The 26,295-nt window shown below is 64.3% G+C and carries 19 protein-coding genes and 1 pseudogene; 9 read left to right on the top strand and 11 right to left on the bottom strand.

Annotated elements, in window-relative coordinates:
- Positions 1-18: 18 nt before the first annotated feature.
- The 3 genes from spoT to J3P94_RS01345 are packed head-to-tail and all read left to right on the top strand — an operon-like array spanning position 19 to position 3,336.
- On the top strand, positions 19-2,124 hold the full coding sequence (gene spoT, locus J3P94_RS01355) for a bifunctional GTP diphosphokinase/guanosine-3',5'-bis pyrophosphate 3'-pyrophosphohydrolase (RefSeq protein WP_407682909.1): 2,106 nt from the start codon (positions 19-21) through the stop codon (positions 2,122-2,124).
- Between the two features lie 35 nt (positions 2,125-2,159).
- Positions 2,160-2,540, top strand: coding sequence for a RidA family protein (locus J3P94_RS01350; protein WP_434570902.1), 381 nt, complete (start codon positions 2,160-2,162; stop codon positions 2,538-2,540).
- Positions 2,541-2,595: 55 nt separating this feature from the next.
- Positions 2,596-3,336, top strand: a complete 741-nt coding sequence (locus J3P94_RS01345) for a hypothetical protein (protein WP_434570900.1) — start codon at positions 2,596-2,598, stop codon at positions 3,334-3,336.
- Between the two features lie 129 nt (positions 3,337-3,465).
- On the opposite strand, the gene J3P94_RS01340 is transcribed toward J3P94_RS01345, so the two are convergent.
- Positions 3,466-4,323 (bottom strand): SDR family oxidoreductase, encoded by an 858-nt coding sequence (locus J3P94_RS01340; protein WP_434570898.1) that lies wholly within the window; start codon positions 4,321-4,323, stop codon positions 3,466-3,468.
- A gap of 189 nt (positions 4,324-4,512) precedes the next feature.
- On the opposite strand from J3P94_RS01340, the gene exbB reads away from it, so the two are divergent.
- The 6 genes from exbB to J3P94_RS01310 all read left to right on the top strand — a co-directional run bounded on the left by exbB (position 4,513) and on the right by J3P94_RS01310 (position 11,417).
- A complete protein-coding gene (gene exbB / locus J3P94_RS01335) occupies positions 4,513-5,472 on the top strand; it encodes a tonB-system energizer ExbB (RefSeq protein WP_434570896.1) in 960 nt (319 codons plus the stop codon).
- Between the two features lie 6 nt (positions 5,473-5,478).
- A complete protein-coding gene (gene exbD / locus J3P94_RS01330) occupies positions 5,479-5,907 on the top strand; it encodes a TonB system transport protein ExbD (protein ID WP_434570894.1) in 429 nt (142 codons plus the stop codon).
- Positions 5,904-6,659, top strand: coding sequence for an energy transducer TonB family protein (locus J3P94_RS01325; RefSeq protein ID WP_305497900.1), 756 nt, complete (start codon positions 5,904-5,906; stop codon positions 6,657-6,659). Before exbD ends, J3P94_RS01325 begins: the two co-directional genes overlap by 4 nt.
- 275 nt (positions 6,660-6,934) lie before the next feature.
- On the top strand, positions 6,935-7,855 hold the full coding sequence (locus tag J3P94_RS01320) for a hydrogen peroxide-inducible genes activator (RefSeq protein WP_030142183.1): 921 nt from the start codon (positions 6,935-6,937) through the stop codon (positions 7,853-7,855).
- Positions 7,856-7,864: 9 nt separating this feature from the next.
- A complete protein-coding gene (recG, locus tag J3P94_RS01315) occupies positions 7,865-9,940 on the top strand; it encodes an ATP-dependent DNA helicase RecG (RefSeq protein ID WP_434570891.1) in 2,076 nt (691 codons plus the stop codon).
- Positions 9,941-10,019: 79 nt separating this feature from the next.
- The gene (locus J3P94_RS01310; protein ID WP_434570889.1) at positions 10,020-11,417 is read left to right on the top strand and encodes an HDOD domain-containing protein; all 1,398 of its coding nucleotides are present in this window, start codon (positions 10,020-10,022) and stop codon (positions 11,415-11,417) included.
- A gap of 196 nt (positions 11,418-11,613) precedes the next feature.
- On the opposite strand, the gene J3P94_RS01305 is transcribed toward J3P94_RS01310, so the two are convergent.
- The 10 genes and pseudogenes from J3P94_RS01305 to J3P94_RS01260 all read right to left on the bottom strand — a co-directional run bounded on the left by J3P94_RS01305 (position 11,614) and on the right by J3P94_RS01260 (position 26,292).
- The gene (locus J3P94_RS01305) at positions 11,614-11,994 is read right to left on the bottom strand and encodes a helicase (RefSeq protein WP_434570887.1); all 381 of its coding nucleotides are present in this window, start codon (positions 11,992-11,994) and stop codon (positions 11,614-11,616) included.
- Positions 11,995-12,359: 365 nt separating this feature from the next.
- Positions 12,360-13,301: a type VI secretion system-associated lipoprotein TagQ gene (tagQ, locus tag J3P94_RS01300; RefSeq protein ID WP_305497890.1), complete on the bottom strand. Its 942-nt coding sequence runs from the start codon at positions 13,299-13,301 to the stop codon at positions 12,360-12,362.
- Between the two features lie 85 nt (positions 13,302-13,386).
- Positions 13,387-15,114 carry a formylglycine-generating enzyme family protein gene (locus J3P94_RS01295; protein ID WP_434570884.1) on the bottom strand — a complete coding sequence of 576 codons (1,728 nt, stop codon included), beginning with the start codon at positions 15,112-15,114 and terminating at the stop codon, positions 13,387-13,389.
- Entirely contained in the window at positions 15,107-16,303 is a 1,197-nt protein-coding gene (locus J3P94_RS01290) for an ABC transporter permease (protein WP_434570882.1), read from the bottom strand. Before J3P94_RS01290 ends, J3P94_RS01295 begins: the two co-directional genes overlap by 8 nt.
- Entirely contained in the window at positions 16,303-17,019 is a 717-nt protein-coding gene (locus J3P94_RS01285; protein ID WP_434570880.1) for an ABC transporter ATP-binding protein, read from the bottom strand. Before J3P94_RS01285 ends, J3P94_RS01290 begins: the two co-directional genes overlap by 1 nt.
- Positions 17,019-20,105 carry a protein kinase domain-containing protein gene (locus J3P94_RS01280; protein ID WP_434570878.1) on the bottom strand — a complete coding sequence of 1,029 codons (3,087 nt, stop codon included), beginning with the start codon at positions 20,103-20,105 and terminating at the stop codon, positions 17,019-17,021. The genes J3P94_RS01285 and J3P94_RS01280 overlap by 1 nt, the downstream gene beginning before the upstream one ends.
- On the bottom strand, positions 20,102-20,833 hold the full coding sequence (locus J3P94_RS01275) for a PP2C family protein-serine/threonine phosphatase (RefSeq protein ID WP_434570876.1): 732 nt from the start codon (positions 20,831-20,833) through the stop codon (positions 20,102-20,104). The genes J3P94_RS01280 and J3P94_RS01275 overlap by 4 nt, the downstream gene beginning before the upstream one ends.
- On the bottom strand, positions 20,834-21,490 hold the full coding sequence (gene tagF / locus J3P94_RS01270) for a type VI secretion system-associated protein TagF (protein ID WP_434570875.1): 657 nt from the start codon (positions 21,488-21,490) through the stop codon (positions 20,834-20,836).
- Positions 21,487-24,985 (bottom strand): annotated as a pseudogene (gene tssM, locus J3P94_RS01265) (type VI secretion system membrane subunit TssM). The gene tagF and the pseudogene tssM overlap by 4 nt, the downstream one beginning before the upstream one ends.
- Positions 24,982-26,292, bottom strand: coding sequence for a DotU family type VI secretion system protein (locus J3P94_RS01260; RefSeq protein ID WP_434570873.1), 1,311 nt, complete (start codon positions 26,290-26,292; stop codon positions 24,982-24,984). The pseudogene tssM and the gene J3P94_RS01260 overlap by 4 nt, the downstream one beginning before the upstream one ends.
- Positions 26,293-26,295: the final 3 nt, after the last annotated feature.

Below are 26,295 nucleotides of genomic sequence, written 5' to 3'. Positions count from 1 at the left end.
ACGGCAGGAGTCATCATCATGCCGAGCATAGACGCCCTCGCCGATCGCTTATCGGCCTACCTCGGCACGGACCAGGTCAACCTGGTCCGCCGAGCCTATTTCTACGCCGAACAAGCCCACGACGGCCAGCGCCGCCGCAGCGGCGAGGCGTACGTCACGCACCCGCTTGCGGTGGCGAATATTCTTGCCGACATGCACATGGACCATCAGAGCCTGATGGCGGCGATGCTGCATGACGTGATCGAAGACACCGGCATTGCCAAGGAAGCGCTGCAAGCGCAGTTCGGCGAAACCGTGGCCGAGCTGGTCGACGGGGTCAGCAAGCTGACCCAGATGAACTTCGAGACCAAGGCCGAGGCCCAGGCCGAGAACTTCCAAAAAATGGCCATGGCCATGGCGCGGGATATCCGGGTGATCCTGGTCAAGCTCGCCGACCGCTTGCACAACATGCGCACCCTGGAAGTGCTGTCCGGCGAAAAACGCCGGCGCATCGCCAAGGAAACCCTGGAAATCTATGCACCCATCGCCAACCGGCTGGGTATGCACGCGATCCGCATCGAGTTCGAGGACCTGGGCTTCAAGGCCATGCACCCGATGCGTTCGGCGCGGATCAACCAGGCCGTCAAGCGCGCCCGGGGCAATCGCAAGGAAATCGTCAACAAGATCGAAGAGTCGCTGAGCCACTGCCTCGCAATCGACGGCATCGAAGGCGAAGTCAGCGGGCGGCAGAAACACCTCTACGGCATCTACAAGAAAATGCGCGGCAAGCGCCGGGCCTTCAACGAGATCATGGACGTCTACGCGTTCCGGATCATCGTCGACAAGGTCGATACCTGCTACCGCGTGCTCGGTGCTGTGCATAATCTGTACAAACCATTGCCGGGGCGCTTCAAGGACTACATCGCGATCCCCAAGGCCAACGGCTACCAGTCGCTGCATACCACGCTGTTCGGCATGCATGGCGTACCGATCGAAATCCAGATCCGCACCCGTGAAATGGAAGAGATGGCCAACAACGGCATCGCCGCCCACTGGCTGTACAAATCCAGCGGCGATGAACAGCCGAAGAGCACTCACGCCCGCGCCCGTCAGTGGGTCAAGGGCGTGCTGGAAATGCAGCAGCGCGCCGGCAACTCCCTGGAATTCATAGAGAGCGTCAAGATCGACCTGTTCCCGGACGAGGTCTACGTCTTCACGCCCAAGGGCCGGATCATGGAGCTGCCCAAAGGCTCCACCGCGGTGGATTTCGCCTACGCCGTGCACACCGACGTCGGCAACAGCTGCATCGCCTGTCGCATCAATCGCCGCCTGGCCCCGTTGTCCGAACCGCTGCAAAGCGGCTCGACGGTGGAAATCGTCAGCGCCCCCGGCGCGCGGCCCAATCCGGCGTGGCTCAATTTCGTGGTCACCGGCAAGGCCCGCACGCACATCCGTCACGCGCTGAAGCTGCAACGTCGCTCCGAATCCATCAGCCTTGGCGAGCGCCTGCTGAACAAAGTGTTGAACGGTTTCGACAGCTCGCTGGACAAGATCCCGGCCGAGCGTGTGCAGGTCATGCTCAACGAGTACCGCCTCGAATTGATCGAAGACCTGCTCGAAGACATCGGCCTGGGCAACCGCATGGCCTATGTCGTCGCCCGCCGCCTGCTCGGCGAAGGCGAACAGCTGCCAAGCCCCGAAGGTCCGCTGGCGATTCGCGGTACCGAGGGCCTGGTACTCAGCTACGCCAAGTGCTGCACGCCGATACCGGGCGACCCGATTGTCGGCCACCTGTCGGCCGGCAAGGGGATGGTGGTGCACCTGGACAACTGCCGCAACATCAGCGAAATCCGCCACAACCCGGAAAAATGCATCCAGCTTTCGTGGGCCAAGGATGTCACCGGCGAATTCAACGTCGAGCTGCGCGTCGAACTCGAACACCAGCGCGGCCTGATCGCCTTGCTGGCGAGCAGCGTCAACGCCGCCGACGGCAACATCGAGAAAATCAGCATGGACGAACGCGACGGCCGCATCAGCGTCGTCCAACTGGTGGTCAGCGTGCACGACCGTGTGCACTTGGCCCGCGTGATCAAGAAACTGCGCGCCCTGACCGGGGTCATTCGCATCACCCGCATGCGCGCATAGCGCTTTATAGCCGCCCTCATTACAAGGAGTCATGAATGACCAAGACCGTTATTTCCAGCGACAAGGCCCCGGCCGCCATCGGTACTTATTCCCAGGCGATCAAGGCGGGCAACACGGTGTACATGTCGGGCCAGATCCCGCTGGACCCGAAAACCATGGAGCTGGTCGAGGGCTTCGAAGCCCAGACCGTGCAGGTCTTCGAGAACCTGAAGTCCGTGGCCGAAGCTGCCGGCGGTTCGTTCAAGGACATCGTCAAGCTCAACATCTTCCTCACCGACCTGAGCCACTTCGCCAAGGTCAACGAGATCATGGGCAAGTATTTCGACCAGCCTTACCCTGCCCGCGCCGCCATTGGCGTGGCCGCCCTGCCGAAGGGTGCCCAGGTCGAGATGGACGCCATCCTGGTCATCGAGTAATAAACCCGGCGCAGCTTCCTCCGCTGCGCCGTTTTCGTTCTGAAAGGATTCCTCCATGCGCAACGCGCTTGCTTTCTCGCTGCTCGCCCTGATTCTCGGCGGTTGCGCCAGCAACCCTGCCGACCGTGACATCAGCGGCACCTGGATCAACCAGGCCGCCATTGACGCTGCCGCCAAGGGCGGCCCTCTGCGCGAAGCGCTGCAAGGCTACGGCCCGAACCTGGAATGGGACGTCAACACCCGGGCCGGCCAGGCGCGCTATACCAACGGCTTTGAAAACGTCGAAGGCAAGCTGCTCGGCGAAGAAGACGGTGCCTGGAAAGTCGATTTTTATGGCAGCTCGGCCAGCGAACTGAAGCGCGACGGCGACCAACTGAGCCAGGCTGCCACCGAAAACGAACCGCAGCAGGTATTCGAGCGCGCCAAGGTGCAGGTCCCGGACGGCGCGCCCATCGGCGCCAGCTTCGAGCGGGCACTGTATGGCGCCTACCTGGGCGGCACCTGGAACATCGCCGAAGGCCCCGGCCAAGGCGCCACGGTGCAATTCCAGCCCGACGGCCAGGTCAGCGGCCTGCCGGGCGCTGATCGCTACGCCTTGTGCCTGGCCGGCGACTGCGCCTCGATGAGCGGCGGCAACGACAACATCTGGCTGCAGCAGAACGGCCAGGGCAATACCTGGATTTTCGCGCGTAATGGCAAGAAGCTGGAGATCTTCCAGACCGTGAATGCGGCGCTGGCCGATGAGATGCCTTCGTTCACGCCAGGTGACCGGCGCTGGGTACTGGAGAAACAGTAACTCAGTGTGCCATCCCTGTGGGAGCGAGCTTGCTCGCGATGAGGCCATAACGCTCGACATCGAGTTGACTGTTACGCCGCTATCGCGAGCAAGCTCGCTCCCACAGTTGCTTTTGCGGCGACAGGAAAGTCAGCAGCGCCCTTCCAGAATCGCCGCATACCCCTCGCGATAACTCGGATAACGGGGCACCCAGCCCAACGCCTTCGCCCGGGCATTGCTGCAACGCTTGCTACCCGTGCGACGCACGCTGGCGTCATCGGCCCACTCGGTCACGCCCAGATATTCGCGTAGCCAACCCACCACTTCGGCCAACGGCGCAGGTGCATCGTCGACACCGATGTAGAAATCCTCCAACTGTACGCCCTGCCGATCCTTTTCCAACAGAAACGCCAGCAATCCAGCAGCATCGTCCGCATGAATCCGGTTGCCATAGAGCGGCGGCTCCGTCGCCACGCGATAACCCCGACGCACTTGCGTGAGCAGCCATTCGCGGCCCGGGCCATAAATGCCCGTCAGGCGAAGGACACTTGCGCGAATACCGCTCTTGAGTGCTACCTGCTCGGCCTCAAGCATCAGGCGTCCGGAATAGCCGGTAGCGACAGTCTCGGAGGTCTCATCGATCCATGCACCGTCCTGCTGGCCATAAACGCTGCTGCTGGATACAAAAATCAGTCGATCGGGCACCTGTCCATAGTCACCCAACCAACTCAGCACGTTCTGCAGCCCCTGGACGTAAGCCTTCCGATAGCCATCCTCATCGTGGTCGGTGGCGGCGGCGCAATAAACCACATAATCGATAGCGCCCACCGGCCAAGTCATTGGGCAGTCTTCGTTGAACAGGTCGCCGGCAACGCCAGTCACACCCTCCGGCAACCGCGAGACATCACGGCGCAGGCCGTAAACATGCCAGCCAGCCGCCAGCAATTTCGTGGCCAGGCGACCGCCGACATCACCACAACCGGCAATCAAAACAGAAGGCGCGGGCATCAGGATCTCCTTTTGGAAAAGCCGCAGCCTAGCTGCCAGAGGGACCAGCGGCTAGCCATGCGACAAAAAAAGTAACTGTATTACTTTTGTTAACAAGAATTACTTGCAATAATGCTCGCCACTTTTGTTCTCGGCCTCACGAGGCCTGGAAGAACATCAACCTTCTTTTTTCTCTCAGGTCCGGCCAGCATGACACGCTCTCTTTCTTCCGCTTCGCCAACCAACCGACCTCGCGCCTGGGGCGCCGTGGCAGCCTTGCTGCTCAGCCTGGTGCTGGCGCCGAGCGCCGCCTTCGCTGATGCACAGGCGCCCGCCACGACACCCGCCGCCGCCCAGACACCAGCCGAGCCGGCCGCACCTGTTGCGGCGCCCATGGCCACCGACCCGGCCCAGGCCGTCGAAGCCGACGCGCCTCAAGTGCTTGAAGCCGACAACACCCTGGGCATGGCCCACGACCTGTCGCCCTGGGGCATGTACAAGAACGCCGACGTCGTCGTCAAAGCCGTGATGATCGGCCTGGCCATTGCCTCGATCATCACCTGGACCATCTGGATCGCCAAAGGCTTCGAGCTGCTGGGTGCCAAGCGCCGCTTGCGTGGCGAGATCGCCGCCCTGAAAAAAGCCGCCACCCTCAAGGAAGCCAGCACCACCGCCGGCAAGGAAGGCACCCTCGCCAACCTGCTGGTGCACGATGCGCTCGAAGAGATGCGCCTGTCGGCCAACAGCCGCGAGAAGGAAGGCATCAAGGAACGCGTGAGCTTCCGTCTCGAGCGTCTGGTCGCGGCCTGCGGTCGCAACATGAGCAGCGGCACCGGCGTGCTCGCCACCATCGGTTCCACCGCGCCCTTCGTCGGCCTGTTCGGCACCGTGTGGGGGATCATGAACAGCTTCATCGGCATCGCCAAGACCCAGACCACCAACCTCGCCGTCGTTGCTCCCGGCATCGCCGAAGCCTTGCTGGCGACGGCTTTGGGCCTGGTCGCAGCGATCCCCGCCGTGGTCATCTATAACGTCTTCGCCCGCTCCATCGCCGGCTACAAGGCCCAGGTCTCCGACGCTTCGGCCGAAGTCCTGCTGCTGGTCAGTCGCGACCTCGACCACCTGCCGCCCGAGCGCAGCTCGCAACCGCACATGGTGAAAGTGGGGTAATCGGCCATGGGCCTGCATTTGAAAGAAGGCGCAGACGACGATCTGGCCGAGAACCACGAAATCAACGTCACGCCATTCATTGACGTGATGCTGGTGCTGTTGATCATCTTCATGGTGGCCGCCCCGCTCGCCACCGTGGACATCAAGGTAGACCTCCCCGCGTCGACGGCCAAGCCTTCGCCACGCCCGGAGAAACCGGTGTTCCTGAGCGTCAAGGCCGACCAGCGCCTGTTCCTCGGTGAAGAGGAAATCAAGGTCGACAGCCTCGGCGCGACCCTGGACGCCAGGACCCAGGGCAAGAAAGACACGACGATCTTCTTCCAGGCCGACAAAGGCGTGGACTACGGCGACCTGATGAGCGTGATGGACGCACTTCGTGGCGCCGGCTACCTGAAGGTCGGTCTGGTCGGACTCGAGACGGCGTCGAAGAAATGATCACGACGCGCCAAAAGCTGACGCGTTACAGCGGTAGCCTGGCCGTGGTGCTGGGCGTGCATGCGCTTGCCATCGCACTGGCGCTGAACTGGACGACGCGTGCGCCCATCGAATTGCCTCCCCAGGCGATGATGGTCGAACTGGCGCCGGTTCCAGCACCGCCACCGCCTGCGCCGCCAAAAGTCGTCACGCCGCCGCAACCGCCCGAGCCGGTCGAAGAGCTGCCGCTGCCTAAACTGGCCGAGGCGCCGAAGGCGGAAATCGCCGTGCCCAAACCGGTCAAGCCAAAGCCAAAACCACAGCCGCCCAAGCCAAAGCCGGTGGAGAAAAAGCCGGAGCCGCCGAAGGAAACGCCGTCGGAGCAAAAGCCCGCCGACACTCAGCCGACCCAGGCACCGACGGAGAAGTCCGCGCAACCGGCCCCTGGCCCATCGCCCGCGCAGATGGCCGCCAAGGCCAGTTGGCAAGGTACGTTGCTGGCGCACCTGGGCAAGTACAAGAAGTACCCGGCCAGCGCCCAGGCACGTGGCAAGGAAGGCATGAACCGCTTGCGGTTCGTGGTGGATGCCGAAGGCAACGTGGTGTCGTTCGAACTGGTGGGCAAGTCAGGCAACGCCGATCTGGACCGGGCCACCCTGGAAATGATCCGCCGCGCCCAACCGCTGCCCAAGCCACCGGCCGACCTGCTGAGCAACGGCACGGTCGAACTGACGGCACCGTTCCTGTACTCCATCGACAAGCGCCGGCGCTGACCCAAATACCCAATGGCAGGGTGAATCTTGTGGCGAGGGAGCTTGCTCTGCAATGCATCAGACTGATCACCTCCACCGAACCGGGGCCTGCTGCGCAGGCCAGCGGGAGCAAGCTCCCTCGCCACGATGAAACCAAGGCATCGAAAGATGCCTTTTTCATATCCGGCAACGACCACACAGGCATTCGCCAGTGTCGCACCGCGCCTCCAGTCTGATAACGTGCGTCTATCGATTGCAGCCGGTATGCTTGGCTCGCAACTTCACGGACGCTCGCCATGACCCTCACAGAATTACGCTACATCGTGACCCTCGCCCAAGAGCAGCACTTCGGCCATGCGGCCGAGCGTTGCCATGTCAGCCAACCGACGCTGTCGGTGGGCGTGAAAAAGCTTGAAGACGAACTCGGTGTGCTTATTTTCGAGCGCAGCAAAAGCGCGGTGCGCCTGACGCCGGTCGGTGAAGGCATCGTCGCCCAGGCGCAAAAAGTCCTGGAACAGGCCCAGGGCATTCGCGAACTGGCCCAGGCCGGCAAGAACCAGCTGACCGCCCCGCTGAAAGTCGGCGCGATCTACACCGTCGGCCCGTACCTGTTCCCGCACCTGATCCCGCAACTGCACCGGGTCGCCCCGCAGATGCCGTTGTACATCGAAGAAAACTTCACCCATGTGCTGCGCGACAAGCTGCGCAACGGTGAGCTGGACGCGATCATCATCGCCCTGCCGTTCAACGAAGCCGATGTCCTGACCCTGCCGCTCTACGACGAGCCGTTCTACGTCCTGATGCCGGCCCAACACCCGTGGACCCAGAAAAAAACCATCGACGCCGCCCTGCTCAATGACAAGAGCCTGCTGTTGCTTGGCGAAGGCCACTGCTTCCGCGACCAGGTGCTCGAAGCCTGCCCGACCCTGACCAAGGGCAGCGAAGGCGCCAAGCACACCACGGTGGAATCCAGCTCCCTGGAAACCATTCGCCACATGGTCGCCTCCGGCCTGGGCATTTCGATCCTGCCGCTGTCGGCGGTGGACAGCCATCATTACTCACCCGGCGTGATCGAAGTCCGTCCATTGACCGCGCCGGTGCCGTTCCGCACCGTTGCCATCGCCTGGCGCGCCAGCTTCCCGCGACCCAAGGCCATCGAGATCCTCGCCGATTCGATCCGCCTGTGTTCCGTGGCCAAGCCGCCCGCCGCCAAGTAAGCCGCTGCCATGACTGAGCTGTCGAAAGTGCCGGTCACGGCACTCAAGGGTGTCGGTGAAGCCATGGCCGAGAAACTCGCCAAGGTCGGCCTGGAAACCCTCCAGGACGTGCTGTTCCACCTGCCGCTGCGTTACCAGGATCGCACCCGCGTGGTGCCCATCGGCCATTTGCGACCCGGGCAGGATGCGGTGGTGGAAGGCACGGTCAGCGGTGCCGACGTGGTCATGGGCCGGCGGCGCAGCCTGGTGGTGCGCCTGCAGGACGGCACGGGTGGGCTCAGCCTGCGCTTCTACCATTTCAGCAACGCGCAGAAGGAAGGCCTCAAGCGGGGCACCCGCGTGCGCTGCTACGGCGAGGCGCGGCCCGGCGCGTCCGGGCTGGAAATCTACCACCCGGAATACCGCGCGATTACCGGCGATGAACCGCCGCCAGTGGCTGAAACGCTGACGCCGGTCTATCCGCTCACCGAAGGCCTGACCCAGCAGCGCTTGCGCCAGCTCTGCCAGCAGACCCTGACGATGCTCGGCCCCACCAGCCTGCCGGACTGGCTGCCCAAGGAACTGGCGCGGGACTATCAATTGGCGCCGTTGGCCGACGCGATTCGTTATCTGCACCACCCGCCCGCCGATGCCGACGTCGAAGAACTCGCCCTTGGACATCACTGGGCCCAGCATCGCCTGGCGTTCGAAGAGCTCCTGACCCATCAACTGTCCCAGCAACGCCTGCGCGAAAGCCTGCGCTCGCTGCGCGCCCCGGCCATGCCCAAGGCGACAGAACTGCCGGCCCGCTACCTGGCCAATCTGGGTTTCACCCCCACCGGCGCCCAGCAACGGGTCGGTAATGAAATTGCCTACGACCTGAGCCAGCCCGAGCCGATGCTGCGGTTGATCCAGGGCGATGTCGGCGCCGGCAAGACCGTGGTCGCCGCTCTCGCCGCGCTGCAAGCGCTGGAGGCGGGTTATCAGGTGGCGTTAATGGCGCCGACCGAGATTCTCGCCGAACAGCACTTCATCACTTTCCAGCGCTGGCTCGAACCGCTGGGCATCGAAGTCGCCTGGCTGGCCGGCAAGCTCAAGGGCAAGAACCGCGTCGCCGCCCTGGCGCAGATCGCCGAGGGCGCGCCGATGGTGGTCGGCACGCACGCGCTGTTCCAGAACGAAGTGCAGTTCAAGAACCTGGCCTTGGTAATCATCGACGAACAACACCGCTTCGGCGTCCAGCAACGCCTGGCCCTGCGGCAGAAAGGCGTGGGCGGACGAATGTGCCCGCACCAGTTGATCATGACCGCCACACCGATTCCGCGGACCCTGGCGATGAGCGCCTACGCCGACCTCGACACCTCGATCCTCGACGAACTGCCGCCGGGCCGCACGCCGGTCAATACCGTGCTGGTCACCGACACCCGGCGGGTCGAAGTGATCGAGCGCGTGCGCAGCGCCTGCGCCGAAGGCCGGCAAGCCTATTGGGTGTGCACCTTGATCGAGGAATCGGAAGAGCTGACCTGCCAGGCGGCTGAAACCACTTTCGAGGATCTCACCGCCGCCCTTGGCGAACTGAAGGTCGGGCTGATCCACGGTCGCATGAAGCCTGCCGAGAAAGCCGCGGTCATGGCCGAATTCAAGGCCGGCGCCTTGCAATTGCTGGTTGCGACCACGGTGATCGAGGTCGGCGTCGACGTACCCAACGCCAGCCTGATGATCATCGAGAACCCCGAGCGCCTGGGCCTGGCGCAGTTGCACCAGTTGCGTGGCCGGGTCGGCCGGGGCAGCGCGGCCAGCCATTGCGTGTTGCTGTACCACCCGCCGCTGTCACAGATCGGCCGCCAGCGGCTGGGCATCATGCGTGAAACCAATGACGGTTTCGTCATCGCCGAAAAAGACCTTCAACTGCGCGGCCCGGGTGAAATGCTCGGCACGCGCCAGACCGGTCTGCTTCAATTCAAGGTAGCCGACCTGATGCGCGACGCCGACCTGCTCCCTGCGGTCCGCGACGCCGCCCAGGCGTTGCTGGAGCGCTGGCCGGACCACGTCAGCCCGCTGTTGGATCGCTGGCTGCGCCACGGGCAGCAATACGGCCAAGTGTGAGCACGCGCTCAGTTTTCTGGACGCGCCTGCCCGACAAGCTGGTTATACTGACCAACTTGTAGGAAAACGGATACAGACCATGACCGAAGCTGCCCTCGTCCCCGAAACCCCGCACGCTCCGTCTGTTATTCGGCAGTTGCTCGAGAAATTGGGCATCGCCTTTGACGAAGTCATCGAACGACCGGGCCTCAACCCCGCTCGCAAAGTGCAGGCCGTGCTGCTGCACGATGCCGTTGGCGCGCTCATGGTCCTGTTTCCGCAAAACCAGTTGCTGGACCTCAACCGGCTGGCCGAGCTCACCGGTCGTAAACTCACGGCTGTGCCGACCGAGCGCCTGGAACGCATGCTCGGCAAGCACAACCTGAGCCTGCTGCCCGGCCTGCCAGCGCTCACCAGCTCGCCGTGCCTGTATGAAGAAGGCCTGCTGCGCGAGCCGAAACTGCTGATCAACTCCGGCGAGCCAGGGCTGCTCCTGGAAGTCACCAGCGAAGCCTTCAAGACCATGCTCACCAAGGCCAGCGCCGCGACGTTCGGCGAGCCTTTGAGCAATATCACGCCAAACCTGGACCGCCCGGACGACGACCGCAAGGAAATCACCATGGCCGTGCAGGCCTTCACCGCGCGGCGTATCCAGCAACGCCTGGAAGAAACCATCGAGATTCCGCCGCTGGCCGAAACCGCGCAGAAGATCATCAAGTTGCGGGTCGATCCCGATGCGACCATCGATGACATCACCGGCGTGGTGGAAACCGACCCGGCCCTGGCCGCGCAAGTGGTGAGCTGGGCCGCGTCGCCGTACTACGCCTCGCCAGGCAAGATTCGCTCGGTGGAAGACGCCATTGTCCGGGTGCTGGGCTTCGACCTGGTGATCAACCTGGCATTGGGCCTGGCCCTGGGCAAGACCCTGAGCCTGCCCAAGGACCATCCGCAACACACCACGCCTTACTGGCAACAATCGATCTACACCGCCGCCGTCATCGAAGGCCTGACCCGCGCCATGCCGCGCGCCCAGCGCCCCGAAGGCGGCCTGACCTACCTGTCGGGGCTGCTGCACAACTTCGGCTATTTGCTGCTTGCCCACGTGTTCCCGCCGCATTTCTCACTGATCTGCCGGCATCTGGAGGTCAACCCGCACCTGTGCCACAGCTACGTGGAACAGCACCTGCTGGGCATCAGTCGCGAGCAGATTGGCGCCTGGCTGATGCGCTACTGGGACATGCCCGACGAACTGGCCACCGCCCTGCGCTTCCAGCACGACCCTCACTACGACGGCGAATACGCCGCCTACCCGAACCTGGTGTGCCTGGCCGTGCGCCTGCTGCGCTCGCGCAGCATCGGCTCGGGCCCGGACGAGGACATCCCGGACTCGCTGCTCGAACGCGTGGGGCTGACCCGGGAAAAGGCCAACGACGTGGTGAGCAAAGTGCTCGAAGCCGAAGTGCTGCTGCGGGAACTGGCTTCGCAGTTCAGCCATTAATTGCCGACGCAGGCAGCTGAGCTTTTGTGGCGAGGGAGCTTGCTCCCGCTCGGCTGCGCAGCAGTCGCAAAACCAGCCGACGCGATCCGCCTGAAGGATCGCGCCAGCCCATCTTGGGGCCGCTGCGCAGCCCAGCGGGAGCAAGCTCCCTCGCCACGGGTGTTAACCATGACCCCGGACCAAACAGGGATCTTGGTTAAACCTTCTTCGGTTTCCTCGGCTTCAGGTACTTCATCAACCCCTGAAACCAGATCACCAGCGCCGGGTTGCCTTTGATCTGGATCGATTTGTCCTGGATCCCGGTCATGAATGCCAACTGCTTGTTCTTCGCCTGGAGCGTGGCGAAGCCATAGGCTGCATCCTTGAAGGCGATGGCGAAGGCCGGCGTCGGGTAGACACCGGAGTGGCTGGTGATGCGCTGGTTCTTCACGGTGTAATGCCTGGCGACCTTGCCGTCCAGGGTTTGCAGCTGGAACACCAGCTCCCGGTCGGCCAACTGTTGCTGGAACGCCGGGTTGTTACGACTGGCCTTGCCCATCAACAACCCGAGCATCCACAGCAGCAAACGAAATTTCATGGGCACAGCCTCGTGAGAAAATGAACGGCCGGCGCAGTTTAGCGATTCCGCACCAGAACGCCATCATCGAATCCGGTTTGCGGAAGATAGACCTGGAATCCTGCATGATGACTGCCAAGTCACGTTTTACATTGATGCCGACTGAACGGACGCTTTCGCGAGCGGGCTCGCTCCCACAGGGATTTGGGGTTGATGCGGATCTTTCAGCTACACACAAAAAACTGTGGGAGCGAGCCTGCTCGCGAAAGCGGTGCCTCAGTCGACATCAATGCCAACTGAACGGACGCTATCGCGAGCAAGCGCGCTCCCACAGGTTTTACGCGATGATCACCCCCCTGAGGGAGTGACCAACCGTCATCAATCAATCAGACATTCGGGCAAGGCACCGGTGCCCAATCGCCCAGGTCCGGGTTTTTGCACATGCTGTTGACCTGGGTGGTGCCGGCGCTGGCGACCTGCTTGCCTTCATCCTGCTTGGCCTTGGCGGTCTGCAGGGTCTTCTCGGTGGCGACCGCTTCTTTCGGCACGGTTGGCAGCTCTTTCTTCTTCGCCGGCGTGACTTTCTTTTTATTCTTGGTGCTGGTCTGTGCCGCCACAACTTGCGTGGTATCAGCAGTGGCCACGGTCACCACGTCGGTACGCTGCACACCCACTTGCTGCAGGTCTTTTTCATAGGCCTGGGTGTAGTTGTTCAGGTCTTCGGCGGCTTTACCGTTCACGGCGACGATCAGGTCGTTGGACTCTTTCAGGCCGGCAACGATTTCCGCCAGGCGCTTGCGGCCTTCGGTGTCGTTGACGGTCTTGGCCTTGCGGTCGGCGACCAGTTTGCTGAACGCGTTCTGGTAGCACTGTTGCGAAGCCTTGGCGTACGCGGTGCTGCGGTCGATGTCCGAAGCGCTTTTGCTGACATCGGCGGCGTAGGAGGCGATGCGCATGTTGTCATCGGCGATCTGCTTCTGGCGCTCGGTGTAGTAACCGGCAGCACCACCGGCCAGGGCGCCGCCCGCGGCACCGATGGCGGCATTGCGGCCACGGTCTTCCTTGTCAGCGGTCAGCGCGCCCAGCAAGGCACCGCCGACGGCGCCGACGGCTGCGCCGGTGACCACCGACTTGGTCATGTTGCCTTCAGTGGAGCGCAGGTGCTGCACCGGCTCGTAGCAGTTCGGGTAGTACTCGACCTTGGTGCTCGAAGCGACCTTGGAGGTCGGCGACGTGGCGCAGCCGGTCAGCACGGTGCTGAAGCCAACAGCGACCATCAGCAAATGACGCTTGGAAACCGAAGCAAAAGGTTTACGGGAGAAAAGCATAGTTGTGTTCTCGTTTAAGTTTTGACCAGCTCAGCACAGCCCTATCGCCGCCTGAGTCCCTTCCAAGCTCGCTGACAACGAACACTCAAGACCGCTGAGCGCTCGATGCGAGCAATTCCTTCAATATCGCCGCCGGGTCGGCTCGTTTCTGCTGACGATAATCCCCGACATGACGAACGAATAACGTTGCACGCGCCACCAGGCTCTTGCCCAGTACCGGTTTGCGCTCCAGCTCTTCCTTGATGCGCTGGAACTGCGCCTGGATCACGGCATCGGTGTAGCGCGTGCCGGTTGCCAGGTTGTCGATGTAGATCGCCACCGCGCCATCCAGCGCGCTGCGGCCATTGTCGATGGCCGTGGCGAACAACGTGGCGCTGGCCTCGTCCTTGGCGTCCAGGGCCGCCTGCCGGCTGTTTTGCAGGTTGGTCAGGCGAATGTTGTAGTTGTTGATGGTCTCCGCCACCAGGGCCGACGACTGGATCAGGTTGCCCGCCGCTTCCTCGCGCTGCTGGGCGATGAGCGAGACGTTGCGCTTGAGTTCTTCGTTGACCAATCCCAGCTCGGCTTGCAGGCGCGGGTCGGCGCTGGCGGCGATGATGCTGTCCAGGCGCTTGGTCGGGTCTTCGGCATCGTCGATGGCATCGGTGAGGGACGCGAGCCGGCCTTCCTTCTGCCATTGGGCGAACAATTCCTTGTAGCGCGAGCGCGGCGCCGACAACGCCCCGACGGCCACGCGAAAGCCGGTGGTTTCGTTGCTCTGTTCGGTGCCATCGGCGGCGAACAACGGGTACTCGCGGCGCATGCCGGTAAACAACGTGCCCTCGCCTTCCAGGTAGTTGCCACCCTTGACCACAAAACCGCCATAGGCGCCCTGACGGCGGCCGGCATGCACAAGCTGGAAGGATTCCTGGACCATCTCGGCGGCGTTACCCACCACGTCGAACAACCCGATCGGGTTCGGCAGCTTGGTGCCGATGGGCATCAGCCGTGCTGCCTGGCCGGTGCCGCCGGCGACCTGGTTGAACACCGCCCACTCGGCCAATGGCCCGTCGCTTTCGCTGCCTTCCAGGCGGCGGGGAAACAATCGCCCTTCCAGGTCCTGGCGGCTCACGGCATGTCCACCACGGGCGGCGAATTCCCATTCGACCTCGGTGGGCAGGCGCACGAAGCCCAGCCCACCGTCTTCAGCGGAGGTACCGCGGCCGCTGACCGGCAACAGGTCCTTGTGGTATTTCATCAGCCAGGCGCTGTATACCGCCGAGAAGCGCTCGGCCTCGAACTTCGACAGCTTCACCTTGGGCAAGCGCCCGGCCATGCCTTGGGGTAACTCGGCCAGCAGCGCCTCGCAGGCCGGTGCCGGCTCGCCGCTGGCCAGCGATTGCGCCTGCGCCATGACCTGGGCGTACTGGCGGGCGGTAACCTCGTATTTGCCGATGAAGTACAACATCGGCTTGAGCGGCGTCTTGGCGTCAGTCTTGGGCATCAACGGCGTGATGGTCTTGTTCCAGTCCTTGGGCAGATCCTTGAGGGTGAACTGGCCGTTGATGAAATCGCGCCGGTAGCCGGAAATGAACGACTGTTGATAGCCCGCCTCGCCTTCACTGAACGGGTAGCCGAGGCTGATCTCGCGGTCGTCCAGGGTGCCCTGGGCGAGGATGTAGACGTAGCGGAACACCATCTGCCCCTCGCACGGCAGCGGCAGGCTGACGTCGTCGGGCAATGGCTTGGGGTTGTCCAGTTTATCCGTGCCTTCATCAGCCCAGACCAGACCGGCCAGGCTCAGCGCCACGGCGGCGCCCAATAACTTATACATCGCGAATTCCTTCACACGCCTGGATGCGCGCCACCCGCCAACCGCCACAGGCCGCCGCAACGGCACTGACGCCGAGCACGGCCACCAGGGCCAAGGTGTAATGACGCACCAGCAGATGGCTGGCGTATTCGCCGGGCATCTGCGCAAATAAATGATTCAGGCCCGACTGCGCCAGGCCATACAGGCCAGCACTCAGCAGGGCCGCAAACGTGGCGCTGTAGAGCGCCTGCAAGACCACGAACAACAACAGCGCCGCGGTGGACACACCCAACAGGCGCAACACCGACAGCTCCCGGCGCTTGCGCTCGACGGCCGCCAGGGCACCGGCAAAAATCGCCGCGAACGCACCGGCCAGCGCCAATCCGGCGATGATCCAGAACACGATCGACAGGTTGCGGCTCAACGATTGCACTTGTGCGATGGTCTGGGCCTGGGTCGACACCAGCAGGTTCTGTCCGGCGAAGTACTGGCGCAGCGGCTCGACATCGCCGAGGCTGCGGGCATACAAACGAAACGCCGGATAAACCCGCTGCCCAGCGTCGCCCAGTGCATCGCCCGGCCAGCCGAACGCGGGCACGGCCCGGCCGTCGCGGTAGTCCTCCGCCGCCTCAAGCAATGCCAGTGGCGCGAACAGACCGTCCCGGGCGAAGGCCTCCAGCGGCAGCACCTGCAGCACCTGCACCCGAGTGCGCTGCGCCTCGCTGCGGCCAGCCACCTGCCGGCCGAAACTGGCCTGCAACCAATCGCCGGCCTTGGCGCCGAGTTTTTCCGCGGCGGTCTGGCTGAGCACCACTTGCTCCAGGCCTTGCGGCACCGGCAGTTGGTCGAACAGCGGATCGCCCAGCGCCGTGGGAATCATTTCGACCGTGACCGCCGAAGCCTCGTTGCTCAGGTCCGCCGTGGCCGCGATCTGCCGAGTGCGCGGCAAGGCGAAAGCCACGTCGTTGCGCTGCCCCAGTTGTTCGACGAATCCGGCGCTGAAACGGCCACCGCCGAGGGGGATGATTTCCCGGGTCGCGGGGTCACGTTCCAGGCGTTCGGTCAGGCTGCTGACCAGGCCGAACTTCAAGCCGAACAACACCAGCAATGGCGCCACCACCGCGACCAGCGCCAGCACCGAACAGGCCGACAGCCAGGCGTCGTTGCGATAATCCTGCCAGGCCAGGGAAGCCACCAGCGCGCCGCGCATCAGCAAGCCTCCCCAAGGGTGGCGGTGACGCCGCCGTCCGTGTCGCGACGGCAGCTGATACGCCGCACCTGCAAGCCGCTGGCGCGGGCCAGCGCCTCGTCATGGGTGGCAACGACGCAGCACACACCCTGCTCGCGGGCCTGGGTCACCAGCAAGTGCATGACGCGCTCGGCGTTCAACGGGTCCAGCGCGGCGGTCGGCTCATCGGCCAACAGCAGGCGCGGGCCATGGGCCAAAGCGCGGGCGCAACTGACCCGCTGGCGCTGACCCACGGACAGGTCCGTCGGTTTCTTGTCCAGTTGATCGGCGATGTCCAGTTGTTCAGCCAGGCGCGTCACGCTGCCGTCATCCTTCAAGCCCAGCAATTTGCGCGACAACGCGATGTTGCCGCGCACGTCCAGGAAACCCAGCAGGCCTCCGGTTTGCAGAACATAGCCCAGGTGACGGCTGCGCAGCTCGGCCAAGGTGTCCTGTTGCGACGCACGCCACAGTTTGGCGATGTCCAGCGGTGTATTGGCGGGCGTGAAATCGAATTGCCCGGCCTGATCCGGCGCCAGCACCAGGGCGAGCAAGTCCAGCAGGGTGCTCTTGCCGCAGCCGCTGGGGCCGACTACCGCCAGTTGTTCACCGCCACGCAGTTGCAGCCGTGGAATCACCAGGCTGTAGCGCTGGCCGCCGGTGCCCCGGCTTTTGTGCACGGCGTTCAGGTTCAGCATCACGGCAACGTCGACAACGGAACGCGGTACAAGGCATCGCCCGGCTCGGCATCGCCGAAACGCACCCAGTTGGCGAGATCGTTGTGGAAGGTTTCGTAGAGACGGATCTTCGACTCCAGCTCGTCGATGAAATCTTCCTGCTCGGCCACGCTCAAGGACAGCCACAGGTCCTGGGTCATGTTCAGCGATTTGCTGCGATACGGCAGCCCTTCCAGGTACTCGCCGAGGATGCCCCCGGTGGCGAGATTGCCGCCCTTGCGCAGGGCCGACGGGTCGCGGCTCATGTAGGCGCTGGCACTGGCGATTTCCTGGAAGAAATCCTTGGGCGAACTTTGGGTCTTGCGGGCCGCGTCGACGATCAGCTTCAGCGATTGCTGCAGGTCGTTGAGCTGCAGCTTGGTCAGCATCACGCAGACCTGGAACGCCGGCAGGGCCGGGTTGGTCAGGTCGCGGTCGGCGGTCCAGGCGCTGACCAGTTGCGGCGCCTGGCTGGCGCTCTTGCGGCCGAGGAAATCCATGTGCATGGCGTAACCGACCGCCGCCGATTTGTCCGCCAGGCTTGGCGCGGCGCTGAGCAGCGGCACGCTTTGCGGCTTGTTGCTGCGCACCTGATGCACGAGATCGGCGAACACCGAGCCGATCTCGTCGACCCGCTCGCCGAACTTGCGCACGTCGGCGCCCGGCACCGGGATGTACAGGTCGCCGATCTGCGGATTGGCGTCGGCTGTCAGCGTGCGGTACTGGGTCTGGGCGCCGGCGTGGGTTTTCTTGCCGGCGTCGCTGAGCAGGTGCAGGGCGTAGATCTTGATCTGCTTGCCCAACGCCGCCTGGCGCACTTCGGCCTCGTTCATTTGCGTCGCGGCAAACGGGTCGTTCTTGCGCAGGGCACCGGCATCGGTCACCAGCAGGATCAGGCGCCCGCCGTAACCGGACCAGTCCATGCCTTCCACGGCTTCCATGACCCCGGCAAACGCATCCTCGTTGAACGAATGGCTCGACACGGTAGACGCCTTGACCTGGCGCGCCATCTCCAGGAAGCGTTGCGGGTCGCGACCCTGCTCCAGCGTGATCAGAGTCTTGGCGGTGTACTCCAGGCCCGGGGTTTTCTTGATGCTGCTGCGGAAACCGACCATGCCGAAGCTGACACTGTCCAACTCGCCACGTTCGCCGATGCGGGTCTGCAACTGATGCACCACGTCGCGGACCTGATCGATATAGGGCTGCATGGACACGGTGGTGTCCACCACCAGCACCACGGCGGTACGGAACGCGTCGGCATTGGCGGTGGTGATCGGCGTGTTGGTCGCGGCCTTTTGCGTGTTACCGGGGTCGATGGAGGCAACGTTCAGCAACTGCACCGGCTGGCCGTTGTCGTCGAAGCTTTCACGCGAGTCGAAGATCGGCAACAGGTAGAACTGGTTTTGCGGTACGGCGCTGGCGGCCGGTTCCAGGGCCAGCACTTGCTGGTTGTCCTGAGGGCTTTGCTGGGCCTTGAGCAACGCATTTTTCGCGGCCGAAGGGTTCGCCAGGAGCTTTTCCACTTCGCCGGGCTGGCGCAGGAACATCACCGGCGCACGGCCGGAGCGTTCGGTGAACTTGAGTACCAGGCTCTGTTTCCAGTCGCTGACCTGGGCGGCGGGCAGCCAGCCTTCGCTGCGCCCGTCGGTAGCCGCGCCGACCCGCACCCAGGCGCTGCCATCCACATCCTTGCGCTGATACACATACAACACCGAGAACGCCGGCAGCGACTTGCCCGCTGCGGCGCCCGGCGCGTCGGCGAGTTTCGCCCCCGGCTTGCTGAGCACACGCTGGAACAGGGTTTTTTTACCGGCCATCAGCAATGGTCGCTGGCCGCCATCGGCCTCGGTCGCCACGGGGGGCTGAGCCGGAGGCGCGACGGGAGGCTTGACCGCTGGCACTTCCGGGGCCTTCGGTGGCTTCACTTCCGGTGGCTTGACCGAGGTGGTCGTAGTCACTGGCGTCTTCACTTTTTTGCCATTGTCACCGGCCAACCACCAATAACCTGCGCCGCCCAAGGCCAGCGCCACGGCGACCGCAACGGCGGCCAGGGCGAACACCGGCCGCTTGCGTTGCTCCGATACCGGCGACTGAGGCGTCGGTTTTACCGGCGGCGGGACCGGCCTGGGCTGCGGTTGTGCGTAAGCCGGGCCACTGGGAATGTCGATGGACATGGGCGTCAGGCCGGCCAAGTCATCCACCGGAGGCGGCGCGACAGGCAGCTCAAACGACAACGGCCGGATCAGCGTCGCTTCCGACGATTCCTCTGGCAGGTTATCCAACGCGCGCAGCAACGCAGTCGCATCCGGGAAACGCTCCGCCGGATCCTTTGCCAGCAGTTTGCGCAGCACTTCCTGGTAACGACCGTGGTGCACCGGCAATTCCGGCAGCGGTTCGGTCAGGTGGGCCAGGGCCGTGGACAGCGCGTCGTTGCCGATATATGGCAGCTTGCCGACGAGGATCTCGTAAAGCACCACGCCCAGGGCGTACAGGTCGGCGCGGCCGTCGATGTCTTGCCCACGGGCTTGCTCAGGGCTCATGTAGCTCGGTGTGCCAACCGCGAAACCGGCTTGGGTGAATTGGGTGCGGTCGTCCAAGGACTTGGCGATGCCGAAGTCCGACAGTACCGCCGTGCCATCGGCGCGAAACAGGATGTTGGCCGGCTTGACGTCACGGTGCACCAGGCCCAGGCCGTGGGCGTACCCCAGGGCCGAAGCGATCTGGCGGATGTAGGTCAGGCCCTGCTCCGGCGTCAGGCCCGCGGCGATGCGTTCCTTGAGCGTGCCGTTGGGCAGGTATTCCATCGCCATGTAGTACAGCTCACCGACATTGCCGATGTCATGGATGGTGACGGTGTGCGGGTGCGACAGGCGCGCCAGGGTCTTGCCCTCGCGCAAGAAACGCTCGCAGAAAGTCGGGTCGGCCGCCAGCGCCGCGGCCATGACTTTCAACGCGACCTTGCGCTCAAGCGAACGCTGGGTCGCCAGGTACACGCTGGCCATCGCGCCTTCGCCGATCTCGCCATCGATGTCGTAGCCGGGGATGACAATATTCAGGGGCAAGCTCATGACGGCACCTTCACAACGACCACGGTGATGTTGTCCGGCGCGCCGCGCATCAGACCCAGGGACACCAGGCTGCTGGCGATTTCGCCGGGCTCGTCGTGGCTCAATACTTCTCGGATTTCTTCGTCCTCGACGGTCTTGGTCAGGCCGTCGCTGCACAGCAAGTAGCTGTCGCCGGGCACCAGCAGCAGCTCGGTCATCGCCAGGTTCAATTGCGCCTCGACGCCGATGGCGCGGGTGACGATGTTGGCCCGCGGATGCACGCGGGCTTCGGCCTCGCTGAGCAAGCCGCTGTCCTGCAGATCCTGGACATAGCTGTGGTCGCGCGAGATGCCTTCCAGCACGCCGTCGCGCAAGCGGTACAAGCGGCTGTCACCGGCCCACAGGCACATGCCCCGCAGGTCGCGCGTGGCCAGCACCACCACGGTGCTGCCCATCATGGTCACGCCACGGTTGGCGGTTTCTTCGCGCACGGCGGCGTTGACCCGCAGCAGGTCGCTTTGCAGCGCCGCGATGTATTCGTCCAGGGAACGGCCCACCGCAATGCTACGCAGGCTGTCGACAATCAGGCTGCTGACGTAGTCGCCCGCCGCGTGCCCGCCCATGCCGTCGGCGACCACCCACAGGCCGTTTTCCGGCAGGTCCAGGCAGGCGTCCTCGTTGACCTGGCGGACCATGCCGACATGGCTTTTGCTTGCAGACTTGAAGGCTTTTCCAGCACTTGGACGCATCTACACAACACCTTCTTGGCCGAGCAAAAATTGCGCAAAATCAGCGGCGGCCGGCAGTCCCTGGCACCGCATCAAACCGGGCGCGATGCGCTCCGAACCCTGGCCCCACCACAGGCTGACGCCTTCGCAAGCCGACTCGGCGAGGGCGCTCATTCGCCGCTGCGAATCGGTGGCATCGAAGCGATGCAGGCTGGCGAAGCGACTGCTCGGGGTGCGCGGCAGGTACATCGGGCCATCCAGGGTTTCCAGCGCCGCGTTGAAGGCTTCGAAACTGGCCTCCACGTTCAGTGTGCTCAACAGCAGGTTCTCGACCCGCTCGAACCAGCCGTCCGCGCCGCCGACCACCGAGGCCGGGTCGGCATCCGGGTCGAGCAACGCTGCAACGGTCAGCGGGAAATACCGCCCGACCCGGTCAATGCTTGGCATCACCACGCCAACCGCAGCGTCCGGCCCGCAAACGCCGGGCGCGACCATGAAGCGCCACAGCGGGCTGACCAGATAGGCATCCAGCCAACGCTCGCCGAGGCTGGCCTGGCTGGCGAGCAAACCCGCCGCCAGCCATGAGTCCCAAGGGCCGATAAAACTCTGCGGCAAGCCACGGCTGACGAAGTCTCCACGGCTGGCCAACTTTCCATAGAAACCCGCTGTACTGCTCATAGGCGCTCCGGCAGGCTGAAGCCACTGAGTACCCGGCTCTTGAATGGGTTGAAGGCGCTGTTGGCCCGCAACTCGTAAGAGGCGCTGGCGCCATCGACCCGCAGCCGCAGGTTGAAGCGATCCGGCGAGTTGCCGGCGGTCAGGTCCGACTGCTCCAGCAATCGGAACCAGGCCCATGGCCCATCCAAGGTGATGCCGGAACGACCGCTGGACGACGGCGGCATGATCGAGATGCGCACTACACCGATGCTGCCCGGGTTCGGCCATTGCATGGCGGTCGGCCGGCTCGGGCCGTGGTCGTAGCTCAACTGCTGGCCGTCGAGGTCGAGCAGGAATTGGGTGATGGTCGTATCCATCGCCACCGGCTTGAGCTCGAAGCGCACCATCGGCTGCGTGCCGCCGGAACGGAAGAACGCATCGCGAATGGTCGCCGCGCGCTGGAAGGTTTGCAGCACACCCGGGGAAATCCCGAGCTTCTGCGCCGCGCCCGGCTGCCAGCGCCAAGTCTGCGTCGAGGTATCCACGTACGGTTGCAGGTACTTGCGGAAGTAGTTGTCCATCACCCCGCCGACGCCGAAGAACTGGCCGAAGTCATCGAGGGTCGCGTCCCGCGCGCTGCCCGGGGACATCGGATAACGCCCGGCCAGGGATTGGCGATAGATATTCACCACTTCGCTGGTCCAGGCAGCATTCAACTGATTGCGTACGCCGCCCATCATGGTGTTGGTGGGAGTTGACCACCGACTTGACCAGACCCTGCACCAGCGGTGGCTGGCGTTCGGCGTTGAGGCTGACGCGGGTCGCCGCGGCCGACGCCTGGTTCTTGGCCTCGCCGAGCAAGGCGTCGCCGCTGGCGCCGACCATGGCGCTGACCTGCACATACAGGGCGTTCATGTCGGACAGCAGGCCGTCGATGGCCGCCGGTTCGCCTTCGCTCTTGCTGACGATGCTGTTGAGCTCGGCGAAGTGCGCGGTGATCGGATCATCGCTGGTTTGCGGCGCGTTTGGCGTTGCCTGCTCCTGGCCGAGCAGGCTGCCGAGGCGCTCCTTGAGCTTGTCCACGCCGTCGCCCGCCGGTACGCCTTGGGCGGCGAGCAGGCGTTCGTCCTGTTGCAGGTCGGTTTCCTTCGCCACCGCCACCAGCAGTTTTTTCAGCGGCGAGGTCGGGCCGGAAATCACCCGCAGCACATCGGCAGCCTGGGCCACGCTGGTGATCGGGACGAAGTCGATGTCGGCCAGCAAGGCGTCCCATTGGCGCATGTAGTCCTGGAAGTACAAGCGACGCACATCGGCGGCGAGGCTGGCGACGTTCTGCTGGTCGGCCTGCTCAAAGCCCAGCACCCATTGCTCTTCTGCCAGGGTGCCGGTCTGGCTCAGGCTGCTGAGCAAGAAGCCTTGGCGGTAGCCCTTGACGGTGAAGAAGCCGCTCAGCGGTTCACCCAACGGCTTGCCGCTCTTGCGGCTGAACACCAGCGCGGCGTCACGCCCGGCGGCTTCGTTGATGCGGAAGTCGGGGATGCCGTCGGGCAGCTTCTGCCGTTTGATGCGGTCGTAGACGCGCTGGGCCACCGGCAGTTGTTGCAACTGGCGGCGCAGGTCCTCGATCAGGCGTGGGTCCAGGCGCGCGGTCGGCGGACGCCGCTCGAATAGCGCCTGCAAATGCCCGGTCAAAGCCTGACGCTGTTCGGCCGGCAGGTCGCGCGGCAGGCTGCGGTCCCAATCGAGGGCGATCCAGGCCTTGATGAAGTCGGCGTCGTAATGCTCGTTGTCGGCGAGCATCAGGTAAGCCTTCAAGCCTTCGTAGAGGAAGTCCGAATTGCCGCCGCTGTGCAGTTGCTCTTCGATGCGCGTCAGCAGGCGCGGTGCAAACACCGCGATCAGCAGTTTGCGATAGACGCTACCGGACTCGGCTTCGAGCATGTCGCCTTGATACAGGCCCAGGCCTTCGGCCCAGTCGGGCGCGTCACCGGCCAAATGCTTGACGGCATTGAGCAGCGGTAACACCGCGAGCACGTCGCGCTGGGCCGGGCTGAGGTTCTGCACGGTCTGGCCCAATGGCGCGACCTTCTGATCGACCTGGGCGATATAGGCCTGGTTGGCGCGGTAGCTGACCCACCACAACGTGCTGACCACCAACACCAGTACCACGGTAGACCCCAGCACGCCGCGGGCGATCCACTTGCGCCGGCGCTCGACTTTCGGGTCCACCCCCACCAGCCCACGCTCGGCGAAGGCCACGGCGCTGAAGAGCTTTTCGATGAAGTAACTGCGCCCGGTACCGGTCTGGCGCGCCAGGTGCTGGCGGTCCAGGTTCATGCTCTGGGCCATGGAGCCGATCAGGCGATCGATCGGGCTGCCTTCCTGGGTGCCGCTGGTGAAATACACGCCACGCAACAATACACGCTCTTCGAACGCATTGGGCTTGAACACGCCGTCGAGAAAACTTTGCAGGCAATCCTTCAATGCACCGAACTGCTGCGGGAAGCCGTAGATCAGGTCGCGCCGCGCCGGGTCGCGTTCCTGTTGCAGGCGCTCGACCAGGCGATCATTTAGGCGCTGCTCGAGCAGGGCGAATTCGCTTTGCAGGTGCGCCAGCGGGCTGTCATTGCTCTTGCCGTCGTCCAGGGTGAAAGTCATGCCCCAGACCTGGGCACGCTCTTCCTTGCTCAGGTTGTCGAAGTACTCCATGAACCCCGGCACCAGGTCGAGCTTGGTGAGCATCAGGTACACCGGGAAACGCACGCCCAGCTGCGTGTACAACTCCTGGATCCGCAGGCGGATTGCCGCCGCGTGGGCGGCACGTTCGGCGTCGCTGCCCAACAGCAGGTCCGAGAGGCTGATGGCGATGAACGCGCCATCGATCGGGCGTCGCGCCCGCTGTTTTTTCAGCAGGCCGAGGAAGCCCAGCCACGCGGCCTTGTCGACGGTCGCATCGCTGTCCTGGGTGGTGTAGCGACCGGCGGTGTCGAGCAACACCGCCTCGTCGGTGAACCACCAGTCGCAGTTGCGCGTGCCACCGACACCGCGTACTGCGCCGGCGCCCAATTGCGCCGCCAGCGGGAAATGCAGCCCTGAGTTGACCAGTGCGGTGGTCTTGCCCGAGCCCGGTGGGCCGATGATCACGTACCACGGCAACTCGTAGAGGTTACGGCGCTCGTCACCGCCCAGCTTGGCTTTCTTGAGCAAGGCCAGGGCCTCGTCCATGCGCTGGCGCAAGGTTTCGAGCTCTTCGGCGGTGGCGATGCTGGTCGGGTCCGGCGGGGTCTGCGCGGCCAGGCTGCGCATGACTTCGGCGGCCTGCCGGCGGGCCTGGATGATGCGGAACAGGCGATAGGCGATCCATACCGCAAACACCAGGATGATCAGCGCCCAACGGCGCCCTTCAGGCACCAGCCAATCGAGCAGCGGGCCGACGAACCAGATGATCAGGCTCAGGGCGATCAGCCCCAGCAACGGGATGACCCAACGGGTCATGAAACTGAAAAACGCCTTCACTCGACCCCCTCCGCCAATACTGTGATTTCAACCCGACGATTGCGCGCGCGCCCCTCGGTCGTGGCGTTGGACGCCAACGGCTCGGTGTCGCTGCGGCCTTCGGCGCTGAAGCGCTCGGGCTGGCCGGTCTTGGCCGAAAGAATGTCCAGCACCGACCTGGCCCGTGCTTCGGACAAGGCCCAGTTGGACGGAAACCGCAAGGTCGCGATCGGGCGATTGTCGCTGTGGCCGGTCACCAGCACCTGGCCCTTGACCTTGCGCACGGCATCGGCAATGCGCAGCATCAACGGCTGGAAATCATCCTTGATGCTGGCGCTGCCGGAGGCGAACAGTTCATCGCCACGGATGGTCACCACCGAGCGGTCGACGGCGTCTTCCACAGCAATCCGGCCGGCTCTGATTTCATCGGCGAGGAACCCGGCCAGGCGTGGACGTTCGATCACTTTCGGCTGGACCACTGGGCGGTCGATGGTCTGCACCGGGATTTCGCCGAGGAAATGAATATTCTTGAACACCGGCTCGGCATCAGCGGCCAGCTTCATGCGCAGGCCGAACAGCAACGCCAGCAACAGGGCAATGCCAATGGCCACGGCGATCCATGGCGGCATGAACTGCGCCAGGCGATCGCGGGCCACGGTGACCCCACGCCAGCGCGGCGACAGCTCGCGTTCGTAGTCGCCACGGGCGCTGCGGATGACCGCTGCGGTGCGTTCGCGCAGCGCTTCCAGTTGGCTGCGGCCGTCGTTCATGACCCGATAGCGCCCTTCGAAACCCAGGCACATGCACAGGTACAAAAGCTCCAGCAGGTACAGACGCTCGCGCGGGCTTTGCAGGCAGTGCTCCAGCAGCTGGAAGACCTTCTCGCCGCCCCAGGCTTCGTTGTGGACGGTGATCAACAGGCTCTGCTTGCCCCAGTCGCTGGTGCCGCCCCAAGGCGTGCTCAGCACCGCCTCATCCAGCGCGGTGCACAAGGCGTAGCGGGCCAGCAAGACGTCGTTGCGCACCACGCCGGCGGCTTCGGCGCGCTCTTCGAACTGGCGCAGGTAGGCCAGCAATTGGGCGCGCAAGCTGGCCGGTGCCGGGTGGGCGATGGTGCTGCGCAAGCGCGTCAGCAGGGCCAGCAGCGGGCCGGCGGCGCTCTCCAGCGGGTTGAGGCCCTGGGCTTTGCCGGTCAACAGCGGCGCGGCCGGCATCGACAGCGGCGCCGTCGCGGGTGCCGGTTGCGGCCGCCCCGGGTCCGGGCGGAAAGGGTCCGCGCCACGGCCACCGGGGGTCGGCATGAACTGGGTACGATCGTCGTTGCTCATCGC

The organism is Pseudomonas sp. Z3-8 (genome assembly GCF_051131975.1).
GTDB lineage: Bacteria > Pseudomonadota > Gammaproteobacteria > Pseudomonadales > Pseudomonadaceae > Aquipseudomonas.
The sequence above is the reverse complement of the archived record's forward strand: the minus strand, read 5'-3'. Positions and strand labels throughout refer to the sequence as shown.